The 26,566-nt window shown below is 70.9% G+C and carries 25 protein-coding genes and 1 riboswitch; of the genes, 7 read left to right on the forward strand and 18 right to left on the reverse strand.

What is annotated here, in order from left to right; translation table 11 throughout:
* Window positions 1-22: 22 nt before the first annotated feature.
* Entirely contained in the window at window positions 23-262 is a 240-nt protein-coding gene (locus EOT10_RS32480; protein WP_127831970.1) for an SCO4848 family membrane protein, read from the reverse strand.
* Between EOT10_RS32480 and EOT10_RS32485 the strand changes: the two genes are divergently transcribed.
* Window positions 201-1,700, forward strand: a complete 1,500-nt coding sequence (locus EOT10_RS32485; RefSeq protein WP_127831971.1) for a D-alanyl-D-alanine carboxypeptidase — start codon at window positions 201-203, stop codon at window positions 1,698-1,700. The two genes, EOT10_RS32480 and EOT10_RS32485, sit on opposite strands and share 62 nt — an antisense overlap.
* Before the next feature lie 46 nt (window positions 1,701-1,746).
* On the opposite strand, the gene EOT10_RS32490 is transcribed toward EOT10_RS32485, so the two are convergent.
* The 3 genes from EOT10_RS32490 to EOT10_RS32500 are packed head-to-tail and all read right to left on the reverse strand — an operon-like array spanning window position 1,747 to window position 4,045.
* Complete coding sequence (locus EOT10_RS32490) at window positions 1,747-2,688, reverse strand: YihY/virulence factor BrkB family protein (protein WP_127831972.1); 942 nt, start codon at window positions 2,686-2,688, stop codon at window positions 1,747-1,749.
* Window positions 2,676-3,128, reverse strand: coding sequence for a GtrA family protein (locus EOT10_RS32495; protein ID WP_223281335.1), 453 nt, complete (start codon window positions 3,126-3,128; stop codon window positions 2,676-2,678). Before EOT10_RS32495 ends, EOT10_RS32490 begins: the two co-directional genes overlap by 13 nt.
* Window positions 3,129-3,169: 41 nt before the next feature.
* Window positions 3,170-4,045, reverse strand: coding sequence for a decaprenyl-phosphate phosphoribosyltransferase (locus EOT10_RS32500; RefSeq protein WP_223281345.1), 876 nt, complete (start codon window positions 4,043-4,045; stop codon window positions 3,170-3,172).
* Between EOT10_RS32500 and EOT10_RS42225 the strand changes: the two genes are divergently transcribed.
* Window positions 3,951-4,145 carry a hypothetical protein gene (locus EOT10_RS42225; RefSeq protein ID WP_223281347.1) on the forward strand — a complete coding sequence of 65 codons (195 nt, stop codon included), beginning with the start codon at window positions 3,951-3,953 and terminating at the stop codon, window positions 4,143-4,145. The genes EOT10_RS32500 and EOT10_RS42225 overlap by 95 nt on opposite strands.
* 34 nt (window positions 4,146-4,179) lie before the next feature.
* On the opposite strand, the gene EOT10_RS32505 is transcribed toward EOT10_RS42225, so the two are convergent.
* The gene (locus tag EOT10_RS32505) at window positions 4,180-4,698 is read right to left on the reverse strand and encodes a phosphatase PAP2 family protein (protein ID WP_189492343.1); all 519 of its coding nucleotides are present in this window, start codon (window positions 4,696-4,698) and stop codon (window positions 4,180-4,182) included.
* Window positions 4,699-4,830: 132 nt separating this feature from the next.
* Between EOT10_RS32505 and dprE1 the strand changes: the two genes are divergently transcribed.
* Together dprE1 and dprE2 are read left to right on the forward strand one after the other, a co-directional pair.
* The gene (gene dprE1, locus EOT10_RS32510) at window positions 4,831-6,231 is read left to right on the forward strand and encodes a decaprenylphosphoryl-beta-D-ribose oxidase (RefSeq protein ID WP_127831975.1); all 1,401 of its coding nucleotides are present in this window, start codon (window positions 4,831-4,833) and stop codon (window positions 6,229-6,231) included.
* A gap of 54 nt (window positions 6,232-6,285) precedes the next feature.
* Complete coding sequence (gene dprE2 / locus EOT10_RS32515; protein ID WP_127831976.1) at window positions 6,286-7,041, forward strand: decaprenylphospho-beta-D-erythro-pentofuranosid-2-ulose 2-reductase; 756 nt, start codon at window positions 6,286-6,288, stop codon at window positions 7,039-7,041.
* Between the two features lie 52 nt (window positions 7,042-7,093).
* Here dprE2 and EOT10_RS32520 read toward each other — a convergent pair whose 3' ends face one another.
* The 3 genes from EOT10_RS32520 to EOT10_RS32530 all read right to left on the reverse strand — a co-directional run bounded on the left by EOT10_RS32520 (window position 7,094) and on the right by EOT10_RS32530 (window position 10,393).
* Window positions 7,094-7,675, reverse strand: a complete 582-nt coding sequence (locus tag EOT10_RS32520; protein ID WP_127831977.1) for a 2'-5' RNA ligase family protein — start codon at window positions 7,673-7,675, stop codon at window positions 7,094-7,096.
* Window positions 7,676-7,739: 64 nt separating this feature from the next.
* The gene (gene trpS, locus EOT10_RS32525) at window positions 7,740-8,753 is read right to left on the reverse strand and encodes a tryptophan--tRNA ligase (protein WP_127831978.1); all 1,014 of its coding nucleotides are present in this window, start codon (window positions 8,751-8,753) and stop codon (window positions 7,740-7,742) included.
* 191 nt (window positions 8,754-8,944) lie between these two features.
* Window positions 8,945-10,393, reverse strand: coding sequence for a glycine hydroxymethyltransferase (locus tag EOT10_RS32530; protein ID WP_127831979.1), 1,449 nt, complete (start codon window positions 10,391-10,393; stop codon window positions 8,945-8,947).
* A 64-nt stretch (window positions 10,394-10,457) separates the two neighbouring features.
* A riboswitch (ZMP/ZTP riboswitch) is annotated at window positions 10,458-10,544 on the reverse strand.
* Window positions 10,545-10,600: 56 nt separating this feature from the next.
* Here EOT10_RS32530 and rocD point away from each other — a divergent pair.
* Both rocD and EOT10_RS32540 read left to right on the forward strand, forming a co-directional pair.
* Window positions 10,601-11,887 (forward strand): ornithine--oxo-acid transaminase, encoded by a 1,287-nt coding sequence (rocD, locus tag EOT10_RS32535; protein ID WP_431313351.1) that lies wholly within the window; start codon window positions 10,601-10,603, stop codon window positions 11,885-11,887.
* 58 nt (window positions 11,888-11,945) lie between these two features.
* Entirely contained in the window at window positions 11,946-12,791 is an 846-nt protein-coding gene (locus EOT10_RS32540; protein WP_127832014.1) for a DMT family protein, read from the forward strand.
* Between the two features lie 13 nt (window positions 12,792-12,804).
* Here the strand turns inward: EOT10_RS32540 and pdxR are convergent, their stop codons facing one another.
* Complete coding sequence (gene pdxR, locus EOT10_RS32545) at window positions 12,805-14,229, reverse strand: MocR-like pyridoxine biosynthesis transcription factor PdxR (protein WP_127831981.1); 1,425 nt, start codon at window positions 14,227-14,229, stop codon at window positions 12,805-12,807.
* A gap of 47 nt (window positions 14,230-14,276) precedes the next feature.
* Between pdxR and EOT10_RS32550 the strand changes: the two genes are divergently transcribed.
* Window positions 14,277-14,801 (forward strand): carboxymuconolactone decarboxylase family protein, encoded by a 525-nt coding sequence (locus EOT10_RS32550; RefSeq protein WP_127831982.1) that lies wholly within the window; start codon window positions 14,277-14,279, stop codon window positions 14,799-14,801.
* A gap of 68 nt (window positions 14,802-14,869) precedes the next feature.
* On the opposite strand, the gene EOT10_RS32555 is transcribed toward EOT10_RS32550, so the two are convergent.
* From EOT10_RS32555 to EOT10_RS32595, 9 genes are all read right to left on the reverse strand, one after another.
* On the reverse strand, window positions 14,870-15,838 hold the full coding sequence (locus tag EOT10_RS32555) for an ABC transporter substrate-binding protein (RefSeq protein ID WP_127832015.1): 969 nt from the start codon (window positions 15,836-15,838) through the stop codon (window positions 14,870-14,872).
* A 20-nt stretch (window positions 15,839-15,858) separates the two neighbouring features.
* Window positions 15,859-17,832, reverse strand: a complete 1,974-nt coding sequence (locus tag EOT10_RS32560) for an ABC transporter permease subunit (protein ID WP_223281336.1) — start codon at window positions 17,830-17,832, stop codon at window positions 15,859-15,861.
* A complete protein-coding gene (locus tag EOT10_RS32565; RefSeq protein ID WP_189492363.1) occupies window positions 17,832-19,061 on the reverse strand; it encodes a quaternary amine ABC transporter ATP-binding protein in 1,230 nt (409 codons plus the stop codon). The genes EOT10_RS32560 and EOT10_RS32565 overlap by 1 nt, the downstream gene beginning before the upstream one ends.
* Complete coding sequence (locus tag EOT10_RS32570) at window positions 19,061-20,605, reverse strand: GMC family oxidoreductase (protein ID WP_127831983.1); 1,545 nt, start codon at window positions 20,603-20,605, stop codon at window positions 19,061-19,063. Before EOT10_RS32570 ends, EOT10_RS32565 begins: the two co-directional genes overlap by 1 nt.
* 58 nt (window positions 20,606-20,663) lie before the next feature.
* Window positions 20,664-22,166 carry an aldehyde dehydrogenase family protein gene (locus tag EOT10_RS32575; protein ID WP_127831984.1) on the reverse strand — a complete coding sequence of 501 codons (1,503 nt, stop codon included), beginning with the start codon at window positions 22,164-22,166 and terminating at the stop codon, window positions 20,664-20,666.
* Between the two features lie 284 nt (window positions 22,167-22,450).
* Window positions 22,451-23,443 carry a malate dehydrogenase gene (locus EOT10_RS32580; RefSeq protein ID WP_127831985.1) on the reverse strand — a complete coding sequence of 331 codons (993 nt, stop codon included), beginning with the start codon at window positions 23,441-23,443 and terminating at the stop codon, window positions 22,451-22,453.
* A gap of 327 nt (window positions 23,444-23,770) precedes the next feature.
* The gene (locus EOT10_RS32585; protein ID WP_127831986.1) at window positions 23,771-24,760 is read right to left on the reverse strand and encodes a helix-turn-helix domain-containing protein; all 990 of its coding nucleotides are present in this window, start codon (window positions 24,758-24,760) and stop codon (window positions 23,771-23,773) included.
* Window positions 24,761-25,079: 319 nt separating this feature from the next.
* Window positions 25,080-25,499, reverse strand: coding sequence for a DUF3017 domain-containing protein (locus tag EOT10_RS32590; RefSeq protein WP_127832017.1), 420 nt, complete (start codon window positions 25,497-25,499; stop codon window positions 25,080-25,082).
* Between the two features lie 43 nt (window positions 25,500-25,542).
* Window positions 25,543-26,406 (reverse strand): bifunctional methylenetetrahydrofolate dehydrogenase/methenyltetrahydrofolate cyclohydrolase, encoded by an 864-nt coding sequence (locus tag EOT10_RS32595; protein WP_127831987.1) that lies wholly within the window; start codon window positions 26,404-26,406, stop codon window positions 25,543-25,545.
* Between the last annotated feature and the right edge of the window lie 160 nt (window positions 26,407-26,566).

Below are 26,566 nucleotides of genomic sequence, written 5' to 3' on the forward strand. Positions count from 1 at the left end.
TTGTGGCGTGCCGTTCCCCGTGTCACGCACGTCGCAACGCGCGCAGTCCACGGAACCCGATGACCCCCACCACCGTCCCCAAGACAAAGGAGACGACGGCAAGCGTCAGGTGCACCCAGAAGTAGGCGGTCGGGTGGCCGGCGTCGTCGAACGCGAGCCCGCTCCCGTCCTTCCACAGGTTCTTAATGAAAGTGACCCAGATGACCCAGCTCCAGACACCGAAGGCGAGCAGGAACCAGGAGACGGGGCGGCTGAGCTTCATACCCTCAGTATCGCGAGTGTTCCTTCCGCACCGCCGCCGGGGTGGGGAGACGGGGACACAGGACACCTCGGCGAAGACTTACCGGCACGGGCCATGTACGTTCACGACCGTGCCTGCGAATGAGTCGTATTTCACTACTGTCTCCGACGTCACCGCCGCTACCGGGGGTCCGAAGCCCGCCGGGCGGCGCGTCGCCCTGGTAGCCGCGTCCGTGGCCGCCTCCGCCGCGCTGCTCGCGGTGAGCTGCGTGACGCCCGCGCTGGCCGACGGGAAGCCCGGGTCCAAGGACAAGGCGAAGCCGCCGGCCTCGATGTCGACGGTGGGCGGCGCCCAACTGGGCAGGCCGGGCACACAGGTGAACCTGCAGAACGGCGCCCCCGTCCTGCCCAAGGACCTGACCGCACGCTCCTGGATCGTCACGGACGCCGAGTCGGGCCAGGTCCTCGCCTCGCACAACGCCCACTGGCGACTGCCCCCGGCGAGCACCCTCAAGATGCTCTTCGCGGACACTGTCCTCCCGAAGTTCCCGAAGACGCAGACCCACAAGGTCGTCGCCTCCGACCTGGCCGGCATCGGCGCGGGCTCCAGCATGGTCGGCGTCAAGGAGAACTACACCTACACCGTCCACGACCTGTGGCTCGGCGTGTTCCTGCGCTCCGGCAACGACGCGGTCCACGTCCTGTCCGCCCTCAACGGCGGCGTCCCGCAGACCGTCAAGGACATGCAGTCCCACGCCGACGAGCTCCAGGCCCTCGACACCCACGTGATCAGCCCCGACGGCTACGACGCCCCCGGCCAGGTCTCCTCCGCATACGACCTCACCCTCTTCGCCCGCTCCGGTCTGCAGAAGAAGGACTTCCGCGAGTACTGCGCGACGGCGACCGCGAAGTTCCCCAAGTCGCAGAAGAAGGGGAAGACCACCGGCACCTTCGCGATCCAGAACACCAACCGGCTCATCACCGGCGACTACGGCCTCAACCCCTACAAGGGCATCGCCGGCGTCAAGAACGGCAACACCACCAACGCCGGCGCCACCTTCACCGGCGTCGCCGAACGCGACGGCAGGGTCCTCCTCGTCACCGTCATGAACCCCGACTCCACCGAGAGCCACGCCGTCTACCAGGAGACCGCCCGCCTCCTCGACTGGGGCTTCCAGGCCGACGGCAAGGTCACCCCGGTGGGACAGCTCGTCCCGCCGAAGAGCGCCGACACGGGTGGCTCCGGCACCGCTTCCCCGACCGGCCCGAAGGGCGACGCGGGAGCGGCCGCCCCCGGCCAGGCCTCGGCGGCCCACGCCTCCGTCCGCAACGGCTCCAGCGGCATCGGTATCGCCCTGGCCGTCACGGGCGGCGCCCTGGTCCTCCTGGCCGCGGCCGCCTTCCTCGTCAACCGCCGCTGGCCCCTGCCCGAACTGGTACGCCGCCTGCCCCGCCGCTGAGTCCGCCACGGGGGACGGGGAGGGAAGGAGCGGAGGAGCGTCCGCCTCAGGCGGCGCCGGCCGGTGCCGCCCCCGCTCCCTCCCCCGGCGGCTCCCCCGGCTCCCCCTCGGGCTCGCCCTCGTCCAGCACCACCACGACGGGCCGCCCCCGCGTGGCGGTCCAGGCCGCGCAGAACAGCAGCAGCTTGGCCGTGAAGTTGATCCACAGCAGCAATGCCACCGGCGTACCGAACGCCCCGTACATGCTCTTCGCCGCCACCCCCTTCATATAGCCGCCCAGCAGCACCTTCAGCAGCTCGAACCCGGCCGCCCCGATCAGCGCCGCCGTCACGAGCGGCCGCCGGTGCGGGTGAACCCCCGGCAGCAGCGTCAGCACATAGAGCAGCAGCAGGAAGTCCGCGAGGACGGCGACCGCGAACGCCGCCGCTCTGAGCAGCACACCGCCCCATCCGCCCTGGGCGATCCCGAGCCGGTCCGCGGTCCATCCCACCGCGCTCGAGGCGAGCATCGACGCCAGCAGCGAGGCGAGACCGGCGCCGCCCAGGCCCGCCAGGACCCCGGCGTCCGCGATCTTGCGCAGTACCGGGTTCCCCTCTTTGTCCCCCAGCTCCCACACGGCGCGCAGGCACTCTCGCATCGAACCGACCCAGCCGATGCCGGTGAAGAGCAGCAGGGCTCCCGCCACCACACCCACCGTGGCCGCGTTGGAGACGAGGGCGCCGAGGTCCAACTGGTCGGAGATGCCGGGCACCTGCTCCGCGAGCTTGTCCTGAAGTGTCTTCTGCCGCTCCGGGCTCAGCGTGCCGGCCGCGATCGCCGCGGCCACGGTGAGCAGCGGAAACAGCGCCAGGAAGCTGATGAACGTCATCGCCGCCGCAAGCCGGCTCCAGTGCACCCGGTCGAGCCGCTCGTAGGCGCACCAGGCGTGCGTACGCATGAGCCGCTCGACGATCGGCCCCACGCCAGGGAGTTTTTTCAGCCAGTCCATGAACCCAGCCTTCCCTCCCTGACCGTTCTCGCACGTCTCACCGGACTCATCCGGAAGACAAGGGTCCGGGTGCCCCAGAACCGCAGCACCGTCGCAAGGACCATGCCCACCCCCGCCCCGGACACCGTGTCCGCGCGCTGCGACGTGAGTCCGAGCCCGTAGTGCGACACGGCGAGGCACGACAACTGCACCAGCGCCCCCGCCACATTGACCGCGAAGAACACCCCGTACTGCCGCAGCCGCGACACCCCCGCCGACGCGTGCCGATAGGTACCGAGCGCGTTCCCCACGTACGCGACCGTGCAACCGGCCAGGAACGAGAGCGACTTGGCGGTGATCGGATCCCACCCCATCGGCCCCCGAAGCCACACGAAGAGCCCCAGATCGGCGGCGTACGCGCAACCCCCCACCGCCGCGAACGCCACAAGCTCGGGCCCCACCCCCTTCACCCGCGACCACCCCCGCGCCTTCCTCGGCACACTCACCAGCCCACGACGGCGAGCCCGTACATCGCCACCCACACCAGGCCGGTCACGGCCAGTGCCTTGTCCTTCAGCACGACGTCCTCCGGCTCACCGGCCGTGCCACGGTCCGCGAAGACCGCGTAGCGCAGGACCCCGAGGATGAAGGGCACCATCGACAACTGCCTCCACGGCAAGAGGCTGCCCTTCGCCACCCCGCCCTCCTCCATGGCCCACAGGCAGTAGGCGAGAACGGCCACCCCGGCGGCGAGCTGCCACACGAACCGCAGATAGCCGGTCGTGTACTCGGTCAGCAACGCCCTCGTCGCCCCTTCCTTCCCGGCCATCTGCACGGCCTCGGAGTACCGCTTGGCCGAGACCATGAACAGCGCCCCGAACCCCGTCGTGATCAAGAACCACCGCGAGAGCGGAATCCCCAGAGCGAGCCCGCCGATCATGGCCCTCATCAGAAACCCCGTGGCCACGACGACCAGGTCGACGACGAGCACATGCTTGAGGCTGACGCAGTACGCCAGTTGCATCCCGACATAAGCGGCCAGTAGCACCGCTGCCATCGGGGTGCAGAGGACCGCTGCCGCCGACGGCGCGAGCACCGCGAGCAGGCCTCCGACCGCATAGGCCACCGCCACCGGCACCTGCCCCGCGGCCACGGGCCTGCTCCGCTTGACCGGATGGGCCCGGTCCGCCTCGGCATCGCGTGCGTCGTTGATCAGATACACGGCGGAGGCCGCCGCCGTGAACAGCGTGAACACCAGGGCCAGTTGAACCGCGGCGTGCCTGGTGAACAATTCACCCGCAGCGGCGGGCGCGGCCACCACCAGCACGTTCTTCACCCATTGCCGGGGCCTCGCCGTCCTCAGCAGCCCTGCCCACAACCCGGCCGGCAACCCGAGCGTCGTCAGCCCGCGCGCCTCGGGCACCTGCGGTTCCCGCGGCGGGTCCAACAGAGCCGTGGACGCCACCCGCCGCACCTGAGCGGCCACCCCTTCCCTTCGCTCGGTCCGTTCCGTCACCACCGGGCACCCCCGGCCATCCAGTGGGCTCCGAGCCGCGCGGTGACCGCTCCGAGCGCCGCCCCCGCGGCCACGTCCGAGGGGTAGTGCACCCCGACGACCAGGCGCGAGACGCACATCGCCGCCGCCAGCGGCGGGACGAGCCGGGCCCCCGCCGGCCGCAGCGCCCCGTACGCCACCGCGGCAGCGGCCGCCGAAGCGGCGTGCGAACTGGGGAAGGAGTGCCGCCCGGCGGTGCGGACCAGCGGCTCCCCGCCGAGCTCCGCGCCGGGCCGCGGGCGCCGCACGACCCGCTTGACCCCCATGCTGGCCAGGTGGGCCGCGGCGGTCAGCGCCGTCCCGCGAAGCCACGCCCCCCGCCGCTGCCGGTCGACCGCGGCCCCGAGGAGTCCGGCGCCCAGCCAGAGCGCACCGTGCTCCCCGCTCCAGGACAGTGCGCGCGCGGCCGCGGCCACCCGCCGGTCCGTACCGCAGTCGCGCAATGCCGACAGCAATCGGCGGTCCATGTCGTCCATGTGGCTCACTCTGCGGGTCAAGACCCGTATAACTCAGACAATTTATCGTGACACCCCCTCAATCACCCATTTCAGTGAGGGCTTGGTCTGTTTGGGACGAAGGCCTTATCCATGGGCGATACGGTCGCGTTCATGGCTGCCGATCCCGCTCGCACCACTGCTCCCGCACCCTCAGTTGTCCTGGACACCGTCCCGGTGACCGGCTGGGGCCGCACGGCCCCCACCGCCGCCCGCATCGTGCGCCCCCGCTCCTACGCCGAGGCGGCGGCCCTGGTCCGTGCGGGCGGAACTCCGGGCCACCGGGGCCACATCGCCCGCGGCCTTGGCCGGGCTTACGGAGACGCGGCGCAGAACGCCGGCGGCAGCGTTCTCGACATGACGGGCCTGGACCGTGTCCACGCGATCGACGCGTCCGGCGGGACCGTACTGTGCGACGCGGGCGTCTCACTGCACCACCTGATGGAAGTCCTCCTCCCTCTGGGCTGGTTCGTCCCCGTGACCCCCGGCACCCGGTACGTCACGGTCGGCGGAGCGATCGGCGCCGACATCCACGGCAAGAACCACCACGTCTCCGGGTCGTTCTCCCGCCACGTCCTCGCACTGGAACTGCTCACCGCCGACGGAGAAGTCCGGATCGTGGAGCGCGGCAGCGAGCTGTTCGACGCGACGGCCGGCGGTATGGGTCTCACCGGGATCATCCTCACGGCCACCGTCCAACTCCTCCCTGTCGAGACCTCGTTCATGTCGGTCGACACCGAACGCGCCTCCGACCTCGACGATTTGATGGCCCGGCTCACCGCGACCGACGACCGCTACCGCTACTCGGTCGCCTGGATCGATCTGCTGGCCCGCGGAACGTCGATGGGCCGCTCGGTGCTCACCCGTGGCGATCACGCTCCACTGGACGCCGTCCCCCCGAGGGCGCGCAGGGCACCGCTGACGTTCCGCCCCGGGCAGCTGCCGGCGGCGCCCGCGTTCGTACCCGAAGGGCTCCTCGGCCGGACGACCGTGGGCCTCTTCAACGAGCTCTGGTACCGCAAGGCCCCCGCGTCACGCGTCGGCCAGATCCAGAAGCTGTCCACGTTCTTCCACCCCCTCGACGGCGTACCGCACTGGAATCGCGTCTATGGGCGCGGTGGATTCGTCCAGTACCAATTCGTCGTCGGACACGGCAAGGAGGAAGCTCTTCGCCATATCGTGCAGCGCATCTCCGAGCGCCGGTGCCCCTCCTTCCTGGCGGTCCTCAAGCGCTTCGGCGACGGAGATCCGGGATGGCTCTCCTTCCCTGTGCCGGGCTGGACGCTCGCACTCGACATTCCCGCGAACCTGCCGGGACTCGGATCGTTCCTCGACGAACTCGACGAGGAGGTGGCCGCGGCCGGCGGGCGCATCTACCTCGCCAAGGACTCACGGCTCCGGCCCGAACTGCTCTCGGCCATGTATCCGCGGCTCGATGAATTCCGGGCCCTGCGCGAGCGGTTGGACCCGCACGGAGTGTTCCGCTCCGACCTGTCCCGCCGCCTCGGACTCTGAGGGCCCGCCCCCTCGCACCGATCCCCTGACCCGCCCCTCTGGAGTTTGGTTCTCATGAAGGACGCCTTCGGCACCCCGCAGTCCCTGCTCGTCCTCGGCGGCACCTCCGAGATCGCGCTCGCCACCGCCCGCCGCCTCGTGGCGCGCAGGACCCGGACGGTGTGGCTGGCCGGCCGCCCGTCCCCCGCTCTCGACCGCGCCGCCGCCGAACTCCGCGACATGGGCGCCGACGCCCGCACCGTCGCCTTCGACGCGCTCGACTCCGAGGCCCACGAGGTGACACTGGGCAAGGTGTTCGCCGAGGGCGACATCGACATGGTGCTGATGGCGTTCGGGATTCTCGGCGACCAGGCCCGCGACGAGGACGAGCCCCTGTCCGCGGTGCGTGTGGCGCAGACCAACTACACCGGCGCGGTGTCGGCGGGACTCATCTGTGCCCGCGCGCTGCAGTCCCAGGGCCACGGCTCGCTCGTGGTGCTCTCGTCGGTCGCGGGAGAGCGGGCCCGCCGCTCCAACTTCATCTACGGGTCGAGCAAAGCCGGCCTCGACGCCTTCGCGCAGGGCCTCGGAGACGCGCTGCACGGCACGGGCGTGCATGTGATGGTCGTGCGCCCCGGCTTCGTACGGTCCAAGATGACCAAGGGGATGGCGGAGGCTCCGATGGCGACCACACCGGAGGCGGTGGCGCTGGCCATCGAGACGGGGCTGCGGCGGCGGTCGGAAACCGTCTGGGTGCCCGGGGCGCTGCGCCTGGTCATGTCGGCGCTGCGGCATGTGCCGCGCCCGGTGTTCCGGCGCCTGCCGGTGTGACGGCCCGAGCCGCACGCCGTTCTGCCCGGGCGCGAAGACCGGCCGGCCTGGGTCAGCGCGCGGGCTGCCTGCCCCGCTTCGAACGGCCGGGGCCCTGCGCGGGAACGGCGGGGCCCCCGAACGGGAACTCGCGCAGCTTGCGCCAGATTCCGTCGGCGCCCTGCTCGTACAGGGCGAACCCGGTGCACGGCCAGGCGGCCTCGTACTCGGAGAGCTCCTCGTAGGCCCGGTCCATCGCCTCTTCGGCGATGCCGTGGGCCACGGTGACATGCGGGTGGTACGGGAACTGCAGCTCGCGCGCGACGGGACCCGACGCGTCACGGACCTGCTTCTGCAGCCAGGTGCAGGCCTCGGCGCCCTCGACGACCTGTACGAACACGACGGGTGACAGCGGACGGAAGGTTCCCGTCCCCGAGAGCCGCATCCCGAAGGGCCGCCCCGAACCCGCGACCTCCTCGAGATGGGCCTCGATCGAGGGCAGCGAGCCGTCCTCGACCTCGGTCGGCGGGAGCAGGGTGACGTGCGTGGGGATGCCGTGCGCCGCGGGATCACCGAAGCCCGCGCGCCGCTCCTGGAGCTGGCTGCCATGTGGCTCCGGGACCGCGATCGAAACGCCGATCGTTACGGTCCCCACGTCGTACTCCTGTCGTCGTGTGGTGGGCGGGTGGCGGTACAGGCGGTTCGGGCGGCGCCCGGACTCAGTGCTTCGCCGGCAGGAAACCGATCCTGTCGTACGCCTGGGCGAGGGTCTCGGCGGCGACGGCACGCGCCTTCTCCGCGCCCTTGGCCAGGACCGAGTCGAGCGTCTCCGGGTCGTCCAGGTACTCCTGGGTGCGGGTCCGGAAAGGTGTCACGAAATCGACCATGACCTCCGCCAGGTCCGTCTTGAGCGCACCGTACATCTTGCCCTCGTACTTCTGCTCCAGTTCCGGGATACCTGTGCCGGTGAGGGTGGAGTAGATGGCGAGGAGGTTGCTGACGCCCGGCTTGTTCTCCGGGTCGAAGCGGATCACCGTCTCGGTGTCGGTGACCGCGCTCTTGACCTTCTTGGCCGTGGCCTTCGGCTCGTCGAGCAGGTTGATGAGGCCCTTCGGCGTCGACGCCGACTTGCTCATCTTGATCGACGGGTCCTGCAGGTCGAAGATCTTCGCCGTCTCCTTGAGGATGTACGGCGCCGGGATCGTGAACGTCTCGCCGAAGCGGCCGTTGAAACGCTCGGCGAGGTCACGGGTCAGCTCGATGTGCTGGCGCTGGTCCTCGCCCACGGGAACCTGGTCGGCGTTGTACAGCAGGATGTCCGCGACCTGGAGGACCGGGTACGTGAAGAGGCCGACGGTCGCGCGGTCGGCGCCCTGCTTGGCGGACTTGTCCTTGAACTGGGTCATGCGGGAGGCCTCGCCGAAGCCCGTCAGACAGTTCATGAGCCAGCCGAGCTGCGCGTGCTCGGGGACATGGCTCTGGACGAACAGCGTGCAGCGGTCCGGGTCGAGTCCGGCGGCCAGGAGCTGGGCCGCCGCGAGCCGGGTGTTGGCGCGGAGTTCCTTCGGGTCCTGCGGCACGGTGATCGCATGCAGGTCCACGACCATGTAGAACGCGTCGTGGGACTCCTGCAGCGCCACCCACTGGCGGACCGCGCCGAGGTAGTTGCCGAGGTGGAACGAGCCTGCCGTGGGCTGGATTCCGGAGAGCACGCGGGGACGATCAGAGGCCATGCTCCTCATTCTCTCAGGTGTCTCTCCTTGCTAGGGAACAGGTGGGGAACGAGTGCACGACAAGTGCCGGATCCGTGTACGGAGCGTGCACCTTCACGGGCCTTGTGATGAGACGAGGAACACACCCTGACCCGCTCCCAGGGGAGCGGGTCAGGGTGTGTCAGGGCCTCAGGGGAAGGAGCGCCGGCGGCTCAGGTGAGGTCGACCTCGGGGTACAGCGGGAAGCCGCTCAGCAGGTCGGACGCGCGCGAGGAGACCTCGTCGGCGATCTTCGGGTCCAGGGTGTGCTGCGCCTTGGAGGGCGCGCCCTTGCTGGTTGTGCCCGGCTCCGCGGCGGCCAGGACCCGGTCCATCAGGCCGGCGACCTCGTCCATCTCCGTGGCGCCCAGACCTCGGGTGGTCAGGGCGGGGGTGCCGATGCGGATGCCGGAGGTGTACCAGGCACCGTTGGGGTCGGCGGGGATGGAGTTGCGGTTGGTGACGATGCCGGAGTCGAGGAGCGCGTTCTCGGCCTGGCGACCGGTGAGCCCGTAGGACGTGGCGACGTCGATCAGGTTGAGGTGGTTGTCCGTACCGCCCGTGACGAGCGTGGCGCCGCGGCGGGTCAGGCCTTCGGCGAGGGCGCGGGCGTTGTCGACGACGGCCTGGGCGTAGGTACGGAACTCGGGGCGGCGGGCCTCGGCGAGGGCGACGGCCTTGGCGGCCATGACGTGCGGCAGCGGGCCGCCGAGGACCATCGGGCAGCCGCGGTCGACCTGGTCCTTCAGGGAGTCGTCGCACAGGACCATGCCGCCGCGCGGGCCGCGCAGCGACTTGTGCGTCGTGGTGGTGACGATCTGGGCGTGCGGGATCGGGTCGAAGTCGCCGGTGAGGACCTTGCCGGCGACGAGGCCCGCGAAGTGCGCCATGTCGACCATGAGGGTCGCCCCGACCTCGTCGGCGATCTCGCGCATGATGCGGAAGTTCACGAGACGCGGGTACGCGGAGTAGCCGGCGACGATGATCAGCGGCTTGAAGTCGCGGGCGCTGGCGCGCAGGGCCTCGTAGTCGACGAGGCCGGTCTGCGGGTCGGTGCCGTAGCTGCGCTGGTCGAACATCTTGCCGGAGATGTTCGGGCGGAAGCCGTGGGTGAGGTGGCCGCCGGCGTCCAGGGACATGCCGAGCATGCGCTGGTTGCCGAAGGCCTGGCGGAGCTCGGCCCAGTCGGCGTCGGTGAGGTCGTTGACGTTGCGGACGCCCGCGCGCTCCAGGGCGGGAGCCTCGACGCGCTGGGCGAGGACGGCCCAGAAGGCGACGAGGTTGGCGTCGATGCCGGAGTGCGGCTGGACGTAGGCGTGGCGGGCGCCGAAGAGCTCGCGGGCGTGCTCGGCGGCGAGGGCCTCGACGGTGTCCACGTTGCGGCAGCCGGCGTAGAAACGGCGGCCGACGGTGCCCTCGGCGTACTTGTCGCTGAACCAGTTGCCCATCGCGAGGAGGGTCGCCGGGGAGGCGTAGTTCTCACTGGCGATGAGCTTGAGCATCTCGCGCTGGTCGGCGATCTCCTGGCCGATGGCGTCGGCCACGCGGGGCTCGACACCGCGGATCACGTCGAGCGCGCTGCGGAAGGCTACGGACTCGGTGGAGAGGGTGGGCTCTGGCATGACGGACCTCCGGACGGATGGGGCCTCCCCCTGCCCGAGCGAGGTCGGGAGCCGGGGAAGTTCACGGGTCGGCCCAGGCGCACGGCACACAGTTCTCGGGCCGCTCCCTGATGGTCGGTCCCATCCAAGCGCGCCAGTCACGGCCCTGTGGCCACACTACCGGGCGCGCCGGAGGGCGAGGTTTCCCGGTCCACGATGCGAGCGACGATAGGAAGGGGCCACAAGCCCGCGTCTGCGCGCCGCAAGAGCTGTAAGAACGGAGATCCCGTGACTGCTGTGACTCCTCCGAATGCCGCAACGGAAGCCTTCATCGCCGCGTCCGAAGCGCACAGTGCGCACAACTACCACCCGCTGCCCGTCGTGGTCGCCACGGCGGAGGGGGCGTGGATGACGGATGTCGAGGGGCGCCGCTACCTCGACATGCTCGCCGGTTACTCGGCGCTCAACTTCGGCCACGGGAACCGGCGGCTCATCGACGCCGCCAAGGCCCAGCTGGACCGGGTGACGCTGACGTCCCGCGCCTTCCATCACGACCGGTTCGCCGAGTTCTGCACCCAGCTCGCGGACCTGTGCGGCATGGACATGGTGCTGCCGATGAACACGGGGGCGGAGGCGGTGGAGACCGCCGTGAAGACGGCGAGGAAGTGGGGGTACCAGGTCAAGGAGGTGCCCGACGGGAGAGCGAAGATCGTCGTGGCGGGCAACAACTTCCACGGCCGGACCACGACGATCGTCAGCTTCTCCACGGACCTGGAGGCGCGCGCGGACTTCGGGCCCTACACGCCCGGGTTCGAGATCGTTCCGTACGGCGACCTGACGGCGCTGCGCGGCGCTGTCACCGAGAACACGGTCGCGGTGCTGCTCGAACCGATCCAGGGCGAGGCCGGCGTCCTCGTGCCACCGGCCGGATATCTGCCGGCGGTACGGGAGTTGACCCGCGAGCGGAACGTGCTGTTCATCGCGGACGAGATCCAGTCGGGGCTCGGGCGCACCGGGCGGACGTTCGCCTGTGAGCACGAGGGCGTGGTGCCCGACATGTATGTCCTGGGCAAGGCGCTCGGCGGCGGGGTCGTACCGGTGTCGGCGGTGGTGGCCGGCGAAGACGTGCTCGGGGTGTTCAAGCCGGGTGAGCACGGGTCGACGTTCGGCGGGAACCCGCTGGCCTGCGCCGTGGCCCTCGAGGTCATCGCGATGCTGCGGAGCGGGGAGTTCCAGAGGCGGGCGGCGGAGCTGGGCGAACACCTTCACGCGGAGCTGGCCCTGCTGGCGGGGACGGGCAGGGTGACGCAGGTGCGGGGACGCGGGCTGTGGGCGGGGGTCGACATCGATCCGTCGTGCGGCACGGGGAGGGAGATCTCGGAGAAGCTGCTGGACAAGGGGGTTCTCGTCAAGGACACCCACGGGAGCACGATCCGGATCGCTCCCCCACTGGTGATCAGCAAGGAGGACCTGGACTGGGGACTCGACCAGCTCCGGGCGGTCCTGGCCGACTGACCCCTGCAGTCGCTACCTCTGCAGTCGCTACCTCTACAGTCGCTTCGTGCTTCTTGGAATGGTGTGTGCGCTCGGGTCCGCGGTCTGTTTCGGTACGGCTTCCGTGTTGCAGGCGGTCGCCGCGCGGGCCGCGGAGCCGGGGTCGGGGTCGGGGGTCGACGCGGCGTTGTTGCTGCGGGCGCTGCGGCAGTGGCGTTACGTCGCGGGCCTCGGGCTCGACGGGCTCGGGTTCGTGCTGCAGGTCGTGGCACTGCGGTCGATTCCGATCTACGCCGTGGGGGCGGCCCTTGCCTCGAGTCTGGCGGTGACGGCGGTGGTCGCTTCCCGGCTGCTTGACGCGCGGTTGAGCGGTGTCGAGTGGGGCGCCGTCGGGGTGGTGGTCGCGGGCCTCGCGATGCTGGGCCTCGCGTCGGGGACGGAGGGAGGGGAGCCGGGTTCGGACGCGTTGCGGTACGCGATGCTGGCGACGGCGGCCGGTGTGCTGCTGATCGGGGCCGTGGCGGGGCGGCTGCCGGGGCGGGGCCGGGCGCTGGCTCTGGGCCTTGGCGCCGGGTGCGGGTTCGGGGTGGTGGAGGTGTCGGTGCGGCTCATCGACGATGTCTCTCCGGGGGCCCTGCTCAGCAATCCGGCGACGTACGCGCTGCTGCTCGGTGGAGGTGCGGCGTTTCTGCTGCTGACGTCGGCGTTGCAGAAGGGGTCGGTGACCACGGCCACCGCCGGGATGGTCGTGGGCGAGACGGTCGGGCCGGCGCTGATCGGCGTGGTCTGGCTCGGGGACCGCACGCGCGAGGGGCTGGCCTGGCTGGCCGTTCTCGGGTTCGTGGTGGCCGTGGCGGGGGCGCTGGCCCTTGCGCGTTTCGGGGAGGCGCCGGTGGAGGACGCCTCCGAGCCCGTCCGGGTCTGACGGCGCCGCCGCGCTACGGCAGTACCCGGCACAGGGCTTCCAGGGCTCCTGACCAGGCGTGGTCCGGTGGGGTTCCGTAGCCGACCACCAGGGCGTCCTGGGTCGCCGTGGCGGGGGCGTCGTCGTGGCGGAAGCTGGAGAGGCCGGATACGCCGAGGCGCTGCCAGGCGGCGGCGCGGACCACGGACTGTTCGGTGCCGGGCGGGAGTTGGAGGACGGCGTGCAGGCCGGCGGCGATGCCGGTGACGCGGACGTCGGGGGCGCGTTCGGCGAGGGCGGCCACGAGCTGGTCGCGGCGCCGGCGGTAGCGCAGGCGGGCGCCGCGGACGTGACGGTCGTAGGCGCCGGAGCCGATGAACTCCGCGAGGGTCAGCTGGTCGAGGACGCCGCAGGACCAGTCGGCGCTGCCCTTCGCCTCCGTGACCTCCGCGGCGACGGACGGCGGGAGTACCAGCCAGCCCAGGCGCAGGCCGGGGGCGAGGGACTTGCTGGCCGTGCCGAAGTAGACGACGCGGTCGGGGTCGAGGCCCTGGAGGGCGCCGACGGGCTGGCGGTCGTAGCGGAACTCGCCGTCGTAGTCGTCCTCCAGGATCAGTCCGCCGGTGCGGCGGGCCCAGTCGACGGCGGCGGTGCGCCGGTCGGGGTGGAGGGGCACGCCCATGGGGAACTGGTGGGCGGGGGTCAGCAGGGCGGCGCCCACGTCCGGTTCACCGGCGGCCAACTCACCGGTGCGGGTGCCCAGTTGATCGAGAGGAAGGGGGTGGGTCCGCAGGCCGGACCGGGTCAGGATGTTCCAGTGGATGTCGAGCCCGTACGTCTCCACGGCCACGTCGCGCACGCCCCTGCTCCGCAGTACCTCGCCGAGCAGCATCAGGCCGTGGACGAAGCCGGAGCAGATCACGATGCGGTCGGGATCGGCGTGGACGCCGCGGGCGCGGGCCAGGTAGCCGGCGAGGGCGGTGCGCAGTTCGACGCGGCCGCGCGGATCCCCGTAGCCGAGGGCGTCGTTCGGGGCGGCGGTGAGGGCGCGGCGCGCCGCCTTGAGCCATTCGGCGCGCGGGAACGAGGACAGGTCGGGGGTGCCGGGGTGCAGGTCGTGGCGGAGTCCGGCCGGGGCGCGCCGACCGCGGGCCGGGCCAGGCTCGGGCGTCTCCACCGGCCGCTCCGCCACGCGGGTTCCCGAGCCCTGGCGCGCGGTGAGCCAGCCCTCGGCGACGAGGTCCGCGTAGGCGTCGGCGACGGTGTTGCGGGCGATGCCCAGATCGGCGGCGAGGGTGCGGGAGGACGGCAGCCGGATGCCGGGGGCGAGGCGTCCGCCGCGTACGGCGTCGCGGAGCGCGTCGGTCAGGCCTTTGCGCAGGCCGGAGCCGGTCGGCTCGATGTGCAGATCGATACCGAGCGCTTGACCGGAGGGCGAAGTGGCCCAGGATTCCACCATGGGAATGGACCATACCCGTGGGCTATTCCGCTCGTAGGGTCGAGAGCATGACGACGACGAACGACGAAACGACCAGCACCGAAGCCGCCGGCAAGGAGTACGTCCACGAGCACGCGCCGCGCCTGGCGTGGGCCAAGCACGCCCCGGACGTCTACAAGGCCATGATCCGGCTCGACGCCGAGTCCCGTAAGGGCGTCGACCCGGTGACGCTCGAACTGGTCAAGATCCGCGCCTCGCAGCTCAACCACTGTGCGTTCTGCCTCGACATGCACTCCAAGGACGCGCTCGCCGCGGGCGAGAGCGTCGAGCGGATCATCCAGCTCAGCGCGTGGGAGGAGTCGCGGCACTTCTACACGGCCCGGGAGATCGCGGCGATCGAGCTGACCGAGGCGATCACCGTGCTGACCGACGGGTTCGTGCCGGACGAGACGTACGCGCGGGCGGCCGAGCTGTACGACGAGCGGGAGCTGACGCAGCTGATCGCCGCGATCACGGTGATCAACGCGTGGAACCGGTTCGGCGTCTCGACGCGGATGGTGCCCGGGCACTACACCGCGGGGGACTTCAAGTAGCGGCCATCGCACAGCACGCATGCCGGGTGCCCCGTCAGGGGAGGGCACCCGGCATACGCGTGTGACCACTACTTGGGCAGCCAGGCCCGCCATGTGGACTCGTGCTCGTCGATCCACTTCTTCGCCGCCTCGTCCGGCGACATCTTCTTGTCGGCGATGAGCAGAGAGACCTCGTTCTGGTCCTCGGTCGTCCACTTGAAGTTCTTCAGGAACTGCGCCGCCTTGCCGCCGCTCTTCGAGAAGTCCGCGTTGAGGTACTTCTGCAGCGGCGTCTTCGGGTAGGCGCAGGCGACCTTCTTCGGGTCGGCGTCGCAGCCGTCCTTGTACGCCGGCAGCTTCACCTCCGTCATCGGCACCTTCTTGAACAGCCACTGCGGCTGGTACCAGTACGTCAGGAAGGGCTTCCTGGCCTTGGCGAACTGCTTGATCTGGGTGATCTGCGCCGCCTCGGAGCCCGAGAAGACGACCTGGTACTTCAGCTTCAGGTTGTCGACAAGGGCCTTGTCGTTCGTGACGTACGACGGGGATCCGTCGAGGAGTTGGCCCTTGCCGCCGCTCTCGGCGGTGCGCAGCTGGGACGCGTACTTGTTGAGGTTCTTCCAGTTCGTGACGTCCGGGTGCTGCTCGGCGAAGTACGTGGGGACGAACCAGCCGATGTGTCCGGTGACGCCGAGGCCGCCGCCGTTCACGATCGTCTTCTTGTCCTTGACGTACCGCTGCTCCTGGTCGGGGTGGCCCCAGTCCTCCATGATCGCGTCGACGCGGCCCTGGCTGAGCGCGTCCCACGCGGGGACCTCGTCGACCTGGACGGTGTCGACGCGGTAGCCGAGCTCGTGCTTGAGCAGGTACTCGGCGACGGCGATGTTGGACTGCGCGCCCACCCAGGACTGGACGGACAGGGTCACCGTCTTGGCGCCCTTCGCGTTCGCGTACGGGGAGGACTGCTTGGTCATGTCGGCGGCGCCGCAGCCGGTGGCCACCAGGAGGGTGCCCGCGGCCGCGAGGCCGATGGTCGTGCGGCGTACCCGGATCGACATACGCATGGATATACGCATGGTCACGCTCCCTTCTTCGCGCGGCGCTCGGTCGGCTGCGTGACCCGGTCGAGCATGAGTCCGAGGCACACGATCGCGGCGCCCGCGACGAGCCCGGTCGCCAGGTCGCCCTGCGCGAGGCCGAACACGACGTCGTAGCCGAGCGCGCCGCCGCCCACCAGGCCGCCGATGATGACGACGGCGAGGACGAGGACGACTCCCTGGTTCACGGCGAGGAGCAGCGCGGGCCTGGCCAGCGGCAGCTGGACCTGGCGCAGTTGCTGCCCGCTCGTCGCGCCCATGGACCGGGCCGACTCCATGGCCGCCCCGTTCACCTGGCGCAGACCCTGCGTCGTGATGCGGATGACGGCCGGCAGCGCGTAGACCACGGCCGCGGCGACGGCGGGGGCGCGGCCGACGCCGAACAGCGCGACCACCGGGATCAGGTACACGAACTGCGGCATCGTCTGGAAGACGTCGAGGACGGGCCGCAGCAGCAGTTCGACGCGCTCGCTCCGCGCCGCCGCGATGCCGACGGCGAAGCCGATGACCAGCGTCACGGCGACGGCCGCGAGGACCTGGGACAGCGTGTCGAGCGACGGCTTCCACACACCGAGGACGCCGATCGCGGCCATGGCGAGCACGGCGGTCAGGGCGGTGCGCCAGGTGCCGATCAGCCAGGCGAGCGCGGCGACGACGAGGAGCACGGCCCACCAGGGCATGCCCTGCAGGCCGTCGCGCACCGGGTCGAGGACCCAGGTGGTGAAGTGGCCCGCCCAGTCGGCGGTTCCGCCGATGTAGGGGACACCGGAGTACAGGTGGCTGGTCATCCAGTCGACGGCGTTGTTGACCGGGTCGGCGATGTTGACGATCCACGTGTCGGGCCAGTCGATGCGGCCGGCGAAGCGGGCCGCGAGGGCGACGGCGATCGTCACAAGCGCCGCCACGCCCCAGCCGCTGAGACCGTGCAGGCGGCGGCCGTCGGGTTCGGCGGCACCGAGCCGCTCCCCCGCCGCGGCCGTCGTACGGTCCAGGATCACGGCGAGCAGCACGATCGGGATGCCGGCGGCGAGAGCCGCGCCGACGTCCACGGATGCCAGTGCCTGGTACACGCGGTCACCGAGACCGCCCGCGCCGATCACCGACGCGATGACGGCCATCGAGAGCGCCATCATGATCGTCTGGTTGAGCCCGAGGAGGAGCTGCTTACGGGCGAGCGGGAGCCGGGCCGTGAGGAGCCGCTGCCGCGCGGTCGCGCCGAGCGAGGCGACGGCCTCCATGACACCGCCGTCGGCCTCGCGCAGGCCGAGCGCGGTGAGGCGGGCCATGGGCGGGGCCGCGTAGACCACGGTCGCGAGGACGGCGGCCGGGACACCGATGCCGAACACGAGGACGACCGGCAGCAGGTACGCGAACGCGGGCAGGACCTGCATCGTGTCGAGTACGGGCCGCAGCGCCCGGTTCGTACGGTCGGACAGGCCGGCGGCGAGTCCGAGGACCGCGCCGAGCACGACCGAGGCGAGTACGGCGACGATCATGAGCGCGAGCGTCTGCATGGTGGGAACCCACATGCCGAGGAGCCCGCAGGCGAGGAACGCGGCGGTGGCGGCCGCCGCGAGCTTGAGGCCCGCCACGCGCCAGGCGATGAGCCCGGCCGCGGCGGTGACGCCGGCCCAGCCGGCGGCGAGGAGCACCAGGTAGACGCCGCGCACACAGATGACGACGGCGTTGCTGATGTGGCCGAAGAAGTAGAGGAACAGCGGGTGGCTGTCCCGGTTGTCGATGATCCAGTCACTGGTCTTGCCCAGCGGTCCGGTCAGGTCGACGGTGAGCGCGTGCGGCCAACTGCCGCTCGCCCACTTGGCGTTGACGATCGGGATGAGGACGGCCGCGACGACGGCGAGCAGCAGGAGCTTGCCGAGGGCGCGGTTGCGCACGAGCGCGCCGAGGCGCGAGGTGTCCGCCGCGGGGGCGGTGACGGTACTGGCGGCGGCCATCAGGCGACCTCCTCGCCCGGGGGCGTGACGTCGGCGACAGCGTCGCTTCCAGCGTCACCGGAACCGGCACTGGCACTGGCACTGGCACCGGCACCGGCCTCCGAAGCGGCTCCCGCCCCGGACTCCGAATCCGTCCCCGAACCCGCCTCCACCCCGGAACCGGCCCCCGTCCCCGCCACCACGCCAAGCAGCCGCGCATGGTCCACGACCCCCAGGCAGCGGCCGTCGTCCATGACCCGTACCGCGAAGCCGGTCCTGGCGACCGCCTCGATCGCCTCCGACACGGTCGCGCCGGGCGCGACGGCCGGGCCGCGCCCGACCTCGTCCGCGTCGGCGGGCCGCATCGCGCGGCGCACCGTCATGACCTGCTCGCGCGGCACGTCCCGGACGAACTCGCGTACGTAGTCGTCGGCGGGCGAGCCCACGATCTCCTCGGGCGTGCCCAGCTGCACGATCTTGCCGTCGCGCATCAGCGCGATCCGGTCGCCGAGCCGCAGCGCCTCCGTCAGGTCGTGCGTGATGAAGACCATGGTCCGGCCCTCCTCACGGTGGAGCCGGATGACCTCCTCCTGCATGTCGCGGCGGATCAGCGGGTCGAGGGCGCTGAACGGCTCGTCGAACAGCAGCACTTCGGGATCGACGGCGAGTGCGCGCGCGAGCCCGACCCGCTGCTGCTGACCGCCGGACAGCTGCCCGGGGCGCCGCTGCTCAAGACCTTCGAGGCCGACCTTCTCGACGACCGCCGCCGCCTTGGCGCGCCGCTCGGCGCGGCCCATGCCCTGGATCTCCAGGCCGTACGCGACGTTGTCGAGCACGGTGCGGTGCGGGAGGAGCCCGAAGTGCTGGAAGACCATGGCGGCGCGGTGGCGCCGCAGTGCACGCAGGCGCCCCTTGTCCATGCCGAGGACGTCCTCGCCCTCGATGGATATCCCGCCGGAGGTCGGCTCGATGAGCCGGGTCAGGCAGCGTACGAGGGTGGACTTGCCGGAGCCGGAGAGGCCCATGACGACGAAGACCTCGCCCTTGCGCACGTCGAAGCTGACGTCCCGCACGGCGGCGGTGCACCCGGTGCGGGTGCGCAGTTCGGCGGCGCTCAGGCCGGCGAGTTCCGCGTCGCCCGGCACCCGGTCGGCCTTCGGTCCGAAGACCTTCCACAGGTTGCGCACGGAGAACACGGGCGCGTCCGTGTGCGCGCCCTCTTCACGTGCCTTCTCCACAGTCGTACTCATCACGCGTCACCACCCAGCAGCTCGGCACACTTCTCCCCGACCATGAGCACCCCGATCATCGGGTTCACCGCCGGCATCGTGGGGAAGACGGACGCGTCGGCGATGCGGATCGATTCGAGACCGCGGATCCTCAACTCCGGGTCCACGACGGCGAGTTCATCATTGTTTGCGCCCATGCGACAGGTCCCGGCGGGGTGGTAGACGGTGTGCGCGACCTTGCGCGCGTACTCGGAGAGCTCCTCGTCGCTCACCACGTCGGGCCCGGGGCACACCTCGCGCCTGAGCCAGCCGGCGAGCGGCTCGGTCTTCGCGATCTCGCGGGCGATCTTGATGCCGTCGACGAGGGTGCGGCCGTCGTAGTCGTCCTCGTCCGTGAAGTAGCGGAAGTCGAGGGCGGGCTTGTCCTCGGGGTCCGCGCTGGTCAGGTAGAGGCGGCCGCGGCTGCGCGGCTTGGGGATGTTGGGCGTCATGGACACCCCGTGCTCGGGCTTCTCGTAGCCGAGGCGCTCGGGGTTGTCCGTGAACGGAATTTGATAGAAGTGGAACATCAGGTCGGGCCCGGCGGCCTCGGGGTCCCGCTGGATGAACAGACCCGCGTCGCTGTCCATGGCGGAGTTGTCGGGGATCGGCCCGTCGGTCTCCCACACGATGACGGACTCGGGGTGGTCGAGCAGGTTCTCGCCGACGCCCGGCAGGTCGTGCAGGACGGGGATGCCGAGCTTCTCCAGGTCGGCCTTCGGGCCGATACCGGAGTGCATGAGCAGCCGGGGCGTGTCGACGGCACCGGCGCACACCACGACCTCGCGCCGGGCGGATATCAGGCTCTCCACACCGTCCTTGGACCGCACGTGGACGCCGCGCGCCCGCGTGCCGTCCATCTCGAGCTTGTACGCCCAAGTCTCAAGGAGGAGCGTCAGGTTGGGCCGGTCGCCGGCCTCCATGTGGGGGTGGAGGTAGGCGACGGAGGCGCTGGAGCGCTTGTTGTTCTCCGGGTGGTACGCGAGGTCGAAGAAGCCCGCGCCGTCCTTGAACGGCGCCTTGTTGAAGCCGTCCACGCGCGGCACGCCCGTGGCAGTCAGCGCGGCCTCGACGAAGTCGCGGGCGATCGCGTTCCGGTCCTTCTCGTCGACCGCCACGATGTTGTTGCGCAGCTTGCCGAAGTACGGGTCCATCGCCTTGTGGTCCCAGCCCTCGGCGCCGGCCGCGGCCCACTCGTCCCAGTCGCCGGGCAGCGGCTTGAACGAGATGAGGGTGTTGTGCGACGAGCAGCCGCCGAGGACCTTGGCGCGGCTGTGCAGGATGTGCGAGTTGCCGCGCGGCTGCTCGGTGGTGGTGTAGCCGTAGTCGAGGTCGCCGCCGAGGAGGCCGAGCCAGCGGCGCAGGGTCAGGACGTCGTCCCGGTCGATGTCGCTCGGGCCGCCCTCGATGACGGCGACGGTGACGTCGGGGTTCTGGGTCAGCCGGGAGGCTATGACGGAACCGGCGGTACCGCCGCCGACGATGACGTAGTCGTAGTCGTACGTGTTCACGGACTTCTCAGGCATGCGTCAACTCCAAAGCTCTGCGCGTAAAGACGTGGGGGTGTGAGGCGCCGGCGGGGGGTCAGCCCGCGAACCAGCGCACGGGCTTCGGGGCCAGGTTCTGGTACACGTGCTTGGTCTCGCGGTACTCGGCGAGACCGGCCGGGCCCAGCTCGCGGCCGACGCCGCTCTTGCCGAAGCCGCCCCACTCCGCCTGCGGCAGGTAGGGGTGGAAGTCGTTGATCCACACGGTGCCGTGGCGCAGGCGTCCGGCGACGCGGCGGGCGCGCCCCGCGTCGGCGGTCCAGACGGCGCCGGCGAGCCCGTACTCGGTGTCGTTGGCCAGGGCGACGGCCTCGTCCTCGGTGCGGAACGTCTCGACGGTCAGGACCGGGCCGAAGACCTCCTCGCGGACGGCGCGCATCTCGCGGTGGCAGCGGTCGAGGACGGTCGGCTCGTAGAAGTAGCCGCCCTCGGGCCGTACGTCGCTGGGCTCGGGCCGCTTGCCGCCGCAGCGCAGGACGGCGCCCTCGGCGAGCGCGGACGCCACGTAGTACTCGGTCTTGTCGCGCTGCTGCGCGGAGACGAGGGGGCCGCACTCGACGCCGTCCTCGGTGCCGCGGCCGAGCCTGATCTTCTCGGCGCGGCGGGCGAGTTCGGCGACGAAGCGCTCGCGCACGGACTCCTCGACGATGAGCCGGCCGCCGGCGGAGCAGACCTGCCCGCTGTGGATGAAGGCGGCGTTGAGCGCCTGGTCGACGGCGGTGTCGAAGCCTTCGGCGGTGTCGCAGGCGTCGGCGAAGACGACGTTCGGGTTCTTGCCGCCGAGTTCGAGGGCGATCTTCTTCACGTCGGCGGCCGCGGCCTGCGCGACCTTCGTGCCGCTGACCAGGCCGCCGGTGAAGGAGACGAGGTCGACGTCGGGGTGCTCGGCCATGCGGGCGCCCACGGTGTGGCCAGGGCCGGTCACGATGTTGGCGACGCCCGCGGGAAGCCCCGCCTCGGCGAGGAGTTCGACGAGGATCACCGTGGTCAGCGGCGTGATCTCGCTCGGCTTGATGACGAAGGTGTTGCCGGCGGCGAGGGCCGGGGCGACCTTCCAGCTGGCCTGGAGGAGCGGATAGTTCCACGGGGTGATCAGGGAACACACACCCACGGGCTCGTGCACGACGACGCTGTGGATCTCGTCCGACCCGGCGTCGACGACGCGCCCGCCGCCCTCTCCGACGACCAGGTCCGCGAAGTACCGGAAGGCGTCGGCGACGCAGTCGACGTCGACGCGGCCTTCTTCCACGGTCTTGCCGGCGTCTCGGCTCTCGATGAGCCCGATCTTCTCCCGGTCGCGTACGAGGAGGTCGGCGACCCGGCGCAGGAGCGCGGCGCGCTCGGCGACGGGCGTGCCCGGCCATGATCCTTCGTCGAAGGCGCGGCGCGCGGCGGCCACCGCGGCGTCCACGTCCGCTTCGCCGCCCTCGGCGATGACTGCGAACGGCTTGGCATCCGCCGGGTCGAGGATCTCGCGTGTGGCTCCGGAGGCGGCGCTGCGCCATTCTCCGTCCACGAAAATGCTCTGCTGTTCAGACACGTCCCGTTTTGCCTTCCGTTCCCGATCAGTCCCCCTGAACACCGCGAAACTCTCTTTTCACGAAGAGCCCGCAACGTCGGATCCCCCTGCCCTGGGGACCGGAAAGCATGCACAATCCGTAGCCGAAAGTGCGCTGTGTCACCACCCGATCGACCTAAATCGGCCGACAAACACCACACCCCCGCTAATCCGGACTAAACCGGACGGGCGGGGGTGCGGGGCGCGCGGAGCGCGTGGCTCAGATCAAGCCGGTGATCAGGCCGGCGATCAGATGAAGCCAGTGATCAGATGAGGCCGAGCTCGCGGACCGCGGCGCGCTCCTCCTCGAGCTCCTTCACCGACGCGTCGATGCGCGCACGGGAGAACTCGTTGATGTCCAGGCCCTGGACGATCTCGTACTTGCCGTCCTTGGTGGTGACGGGGAACGAGGAGATAAGGCCCTCGGGGACGCCGTAGGAGCCGTCCGACGGGATACCCATGGAGGTCCAGTCGCCCTCGGCGGTGCCGTTGACCCAGGTGTGGACGTGGTCGATCGCGGCGTTCGCGGCCGAGGCGGCCGAGGACGCGCCACGGGCCTCGATGATCGCGGCGCCACGCTTGGCGACGGTCGGGATGAAGTCGTCGGACAGCCACTTCTCGTCGCCGCCGATGGCCTCGATGGCCGGCTTGCCGGCGACGGACGCCTGGAAGATGTCCGGGTACTGGGTGGCGGAGTGGTTGCCCCAGATGGTGAGGCGCTTGATGTCCGCGACCGTCGTGCCGGTCTTCTTCGCGAGCTGCGTGAGCGCGCGGTTGTGGTCCAGGCGGGTCATGGCCGTGAAGCGGTCGGCCGGTACGTCCGGGGCGGCGGCCTGCGCGATGAGCGCGTTCGTGTTGGCCGGGTTGCCGACGACGAGGACCTTGATGTCGTCCGCGGCGTTGTCGTTGATCGCCTTGCCCTGCGGCTTGAAGATGCCGCCGTTGGCGGAGAGCAGGTCGCCGCGCTCCATGCCCTTGGTACGGGGGCGGGCGCCGACGAGGAGGGCGACGTTCGCGCCGTCGAAGGCGACGTTCGGGTCGTCCGAGATCTCGATGTTCTGCAGCAGCGGGAAGGCGCAGTCGTCGAGCTCCATGGCGGTGCCCTCGGCGGCCTTGAGCGCGGGGGTGATCTCCAGGAGGCGCAGGTTGACCGGCACGTCCGCGCCGAGCAGCTGGCCGGAGGCGATGCGGAAGAGCAGTGCGTAGCCGATCTGGCCGGCCGCGCCGGTGACGGTGACGTTCACGGGAGTGCGGGTCATGGCGTTCTCCGTATGACAGCAGGGCTTTTTGATCGATCTCTCGGCATCAAGAGATCCGCCCGTCAGGCTATCGCGCCCCGGACCCCCCGCACCTCCGGGTACGTGTGGCCCACCCCACAGAACACCCGCTTCCCGCACACTTGCCGCACACTTCCCGCAACGGCAGACGGCCGCCTGCCGGGAGAGGTGAGCAGACGGCCGCCTGAGGGGGGTGCCACTTGCCGTGACGACTCCCGTGGGGGTACTTCTCCGCCTGCCCCGGTCCGGGGCAGGCATTCCCCCGATTCCGCACCGAATTCCGCGGTGGTCCCGCCGATGCTTCCCGCGCTACTTCGTGCAGCCCGTCCGGCCCGTCTTCAGCGTCGCGCAGGCCTTGGCCTCGCTCGCCTTCATCACGGCCACCATCGGGGTGTACGCGTCGAAGTCCGCGTCGACGGTGCCCTTCTGTACGCCGGTGCCGCCGCTGCTGTCGTTGCTGCCGCTGCCACCGGTCTGCCGGATCTGCACCGTGTCGCCCGGCGACGCCTGGGTGATACGGGCCCATGCCGCGCCGCACGTCTTGCTGTAGCGGACCTCGATCCTGGCAGCGCCGACGAGGACGGAGTCCGCGGTCCGCGCGAACTCGCCGCCGCAGCCCATCTTCTCGGGGTCCTTGCCGGAGCAGTCCTTGCCGGCGCACTCGACGCCGACGGGCAGTTCGGGGGCGCTTGTGGTCGGCGTGGCCCGCGGCTTCGCGCCGTCGTCCTTGCCGGTCATGCCGCCGCCCGTGAGGTACACGGCCCCGGCGATGGCGACGAGGGCGCCCACGACGCCCGCGAGGAACATGGTCAGGCGTCGCCCGCGCCGCTGCCGGTCCGGCGGGGAGTCCGCGCGGGGCGTCTGACCCTGCGCCGGCGCAGTCGGTGCGCCACCCGCGACGCTCTCGGGGCCCGCGACGCCGGCGGCCTCGCTGGTGCCGTTCTTCGTGGCTTTCGGCCCGAACTCCCCCGGCGCCGCGCGCGCCTGGGAGATCCGTATCGCCTCCATCGTCATGTCGTGCCGCATCTCGGAGCGGCTCCAGGCGCGCTCCGCGAGCTCCCACATGGTGGTCAGATGGACCGGATCCGTGCCCGTCACCTCGGCCAGGGCCACGATCGCGCGCTTGGGCGCGAGCAGCCGGCCGTTCAGATACCGCTCCCAGGACGTTTTGCTGTACCCGGTACGGTCCGCGACCGCGGCGATGCTCAGCCCGCCGCGGTCGACGAGCCTGCGGAGCCGGCTCGCGAACTCCCGCACCTCTGGGTCGAGTTCATCCGGTAGCTCCCTCCAACGAGGCATTGCTCCCCCCACCCCCCCACCGGCCCACTCTGGCTACCAAGTGGGATGCGCGGAGCCAGGATGTCAGTTCCGGCTAGAGCAACCGTTGCCGATCTCGCACACGATGGCGGAATGGTCACTTCCGTGCCACAGCGGCCGGATGAACCTTGAAGCAACCTGACGCGTCCATGACTCTGATGACACGCGGCCGGTCGAGGCCGCCACAGAACGGCGGCGCCCGTCCTCCCTCGGGGGAGAGGACGGGCGCCGTCTTTTGTTCAGGTTGTTCAGGTTGTTCAGGTTGTTCAGGTTGTTCAGGACGAGACGCGCGCCGCGGGCGTCAGCTGATCGTGAAGTGCAGCGTGTCGTTCAGGAACGGGATGACCAGCCAGGGCCTCGGCTGCACCATCAGCGCGAGCAGCACGATCACGACGCCCAGGAACCCGTACGTGAGCATGTCCGTGAAGCGGGAGCGCACGGCGAGCATGCCCACCGACGGGAGCGTCCAGCGCAGCACCGCGCCGCCGATCAGGGCGACGCCGATCAGCAGCGTCCCTACGCGGAACACATCGATCGCGGTGAGCAGCAGCCCGACGGCCACCAGCGAGATCACCGCGATGACCGGCCACTGCCGGGCCGGGGCCGGGGCGTCGCTCGCGGCCGCGCGGCCGCCGCCCTCGGGCCGCGCGGTGTCCTCGGTGAGGAGCGGGAAGCGCCGTGAGACACGCTTCGGCTCCCCTTCGGCGCCGGGGGTGCCCATCGCGCCCCCGGCCCCTTCCGGGGTGCCGGTGCCGGTGCCGGCGTCAGGCGACACCGTTCGCGTTCCGTTCGGCCGCCTCGACCACGTTCACGAGGAGCTGGGCGCGGGTCATCGGGCCGACGCCGCCCGGGTTCGGGGAGATCCAGCCCGCGACCTCGGTCACACCCGGGTGCACATCGCCGACGATCTTGCCGCTCTCGTCGCGCGAGACGCCGACGTCGAGCACGGCGGCGCCGGGCTTGATGTCCTCGGGCTTGATCAGGTGCGGGACGCCCGCGGCGGCCACGACGATGTCGGCGCGCTTGAGGTGGGCGGCCAGGTCGCGGGTGCCGGTGTGGCACTGGGTGACCGTCGCGTTCTCGGACTTGCGGGTGAGCAGCAGCGGCATCGGGCGGCCGATGGTGACGCCGCGGCCGACGACCACGACCTCCGCGCCGTTGATCTCCACGCCGTGCTGGCGCAGCAGCGTGATGATGCCGAACGGGGTGCAGGGCAGCGGCGCCGGCTCGTTCAGGACGAGGCGGCCGAGGTTCATCGGGTGCAGACCGTCGGCGTCCTTGGCCGGGTCCATCAGCTCCAGGATGCGGTTCTCGTCGATGCCCTTGGGGAGGGGCAGCTGGACGATGTAACCGGTGCAGGCGGGGTCGTCGTTGAGCTCGCGGACGACCGCCTCGATCTCCTCCTGCGTGGCGGTGGCGGGCAGGTGTCGCTGGATGGAGGCGATGCCGACCTGGGCGCAGTCGCGGTGCTTGCCCGCGACGTACTTCTGGCTGCCCGGGTCCTCCCCGACCAGGATGGTGCCGAGACCGGGCGTGACGCCCCTTTCCCTGAGAGCCGCCACGCGGGCGGACAGATCGGACTTGATCGCTGCTGCGGTGGCCTTGCCATCGAGAATCTGGGCAGTCATGCGCCCATCTTCGCGGATGGCACCGTCCCGGTTCCAATCCGGGCGTCCCAGCTTGATCACCGTTGTTGCACTTCCACAACGCATACGGAATGCGGCTGGACAAATAAGTGCCGCCTAAAGAACGATGAGCGGCAACAGTGCCGCGGGCAGTACCGGGGGG

Origin of the sequence: Streptomyces antnestii (genome assembly GCF_004005495.1) — a bacterium.
In the GTDB taxonomy this organism is placed as follows: Bacteria; Actinomycetota; Actinomycetes; order Streptomycetales; family Streptomycetaceae; genus Streptomyces; species Streptomyces antnestii.

Excerpts from the sequence above, each read along its gene's own strand:
- EOT10_RS32590 (WP_127832017.1), bottom strand. The coding sequence starts at position 25,499 with ATGGGCACCCCCGGCGCCGAAGGGGAGCCGAAGCGTGTCTCACGGCGC.
- EOT10_RS32580 (WP_127831985.1), bottom strand. The coding sequence starts at position 23,443 with ATGACCCGCACTCCCGTGAACGTCACCGTCACCGGCGCGGCCGGCCAG.
- EOT10_RS32530 (WP_127831979.1), bottom strand. The coding sequence starts at position 10,393 with ATGCCAGAGCCCACCCTCTCCACCGAGTCCGTAGCCTTCCGCAGCGCG.
- dprE2 (WP_127831976.1), top strand. The coding sequence starts at position 6,286 with ATGAAGGACGCCTTCGGCACCCCGCAGTCCCTGCTCGTCCTCGGCGGC.
- EOT10_RS32585 (WP_127831986.1), bottom strand. The coding sequence starts at position 24,760 with ATGCCTCGTTGGAGGGAGCTACCGGATGAACTCGACCCAGAGGTGCGG.
- EOT10_RS32555 (WP_127832015.1), bottom strand. The coding sequence starts at position 15,838 with ATGTCGATCCGGGTACGCCGCACGACCATCGGCCTCGCGGCCGCGGGC.
- trpS (WP_127831978.1), bottom strand. The coding sequence starts at position 8,753 with ATGGCCTCTGATCGTCCCCGCGTGCTCTCCGGAATCCAGCCCACGGCA.
- dprE1 (WP_127831975.1), top strand. The coding sequence starts at position 4,831 with ATGGCTGCCGATCCCGCTCGCACCACTGCTCCCGCACCCTCAGTTGTC.
- EOT10_RS32505 (WP_189492343.1), bottom strand. The coding sequence starts at position 4,698 with ATGGACGACATGGACCGCCGATTGCTGTCGGCATTGCGCGACTGCGGT.
- EOT10_RS32560 (WP_223281336.1), bottom strand. The coding sequence starts at position 17,832 with ATGGCCGCCGCCAGTACCGTCACCGCCCCCGCGGCGGACACCTCGCGC.
- EOT10_RS32595 (WP_127831987.1), bottom strand. The coding sequence starts at position 26,406 with ATGACTGCCCAGATTCTCGATGGCAAGGCCACCGCAGCAGCGATCAAG.
- EOT10_RS32485 (WP_127831971.1), top strand. The coding sequence starts at position 201 with ATGACCCAGCTCCAGACACCGAAGGCGAGCAGGAACCAGGAGACGGGG.
- EOT10_RS32570 (WP_127831983.1), bottom strand. The coding sequence starts at position 20,605 with ATGCCTGAGAAGTCCGTGAACACGTACGACTACGACTACGTCATCGTC.
- EOT10_RS32540 (WP_127832014.1), top strand. The coding sequence starts at position 11,946 with ATGGTGTGTGCGCTCGGGTCCGCGGTCTGTTTCGGTACGGCTTCCGTG.
- pdxR (WP_127831981.1), bottom strand. The coding sequence starts at position 14,229 with ATGGTGGAATCCTGGGCCACTTCGCCCTCCGGTCAAGCGCTCGGTATC.
- EOT10_RS32550 (WP_127831982.1), top strand. The coding sequence starts at position 14,277 with ATGACGACGACGAACGACGAAACGACCAGCACCGAAGCCGCCGGCAAG.
- EOT10_RS32565 (WP_189492363.1), bottom strand. The coding sequence starts at position 19,061 with ATGAGTACGACTGTGGAGAAGGCACGTGAAGAGGGCGCGCACACGGAC.
- EOT10_RS32480 (WP_127831970.1), bottom strand. The coding sequence starts at position 262 with ATGAAGCTCAGCCGCCCCGTCTCCTGGTTCCTGCTCGCCTTCGGTGTC.
- EOT10_RS32490 (WP_127831972.1), bottom strand. The coding sequence starts at position 2,688 with ATGGACTGGCTGAAAAAACTCCCTGGCGTGGGGCCGATCGTCGAGCGG.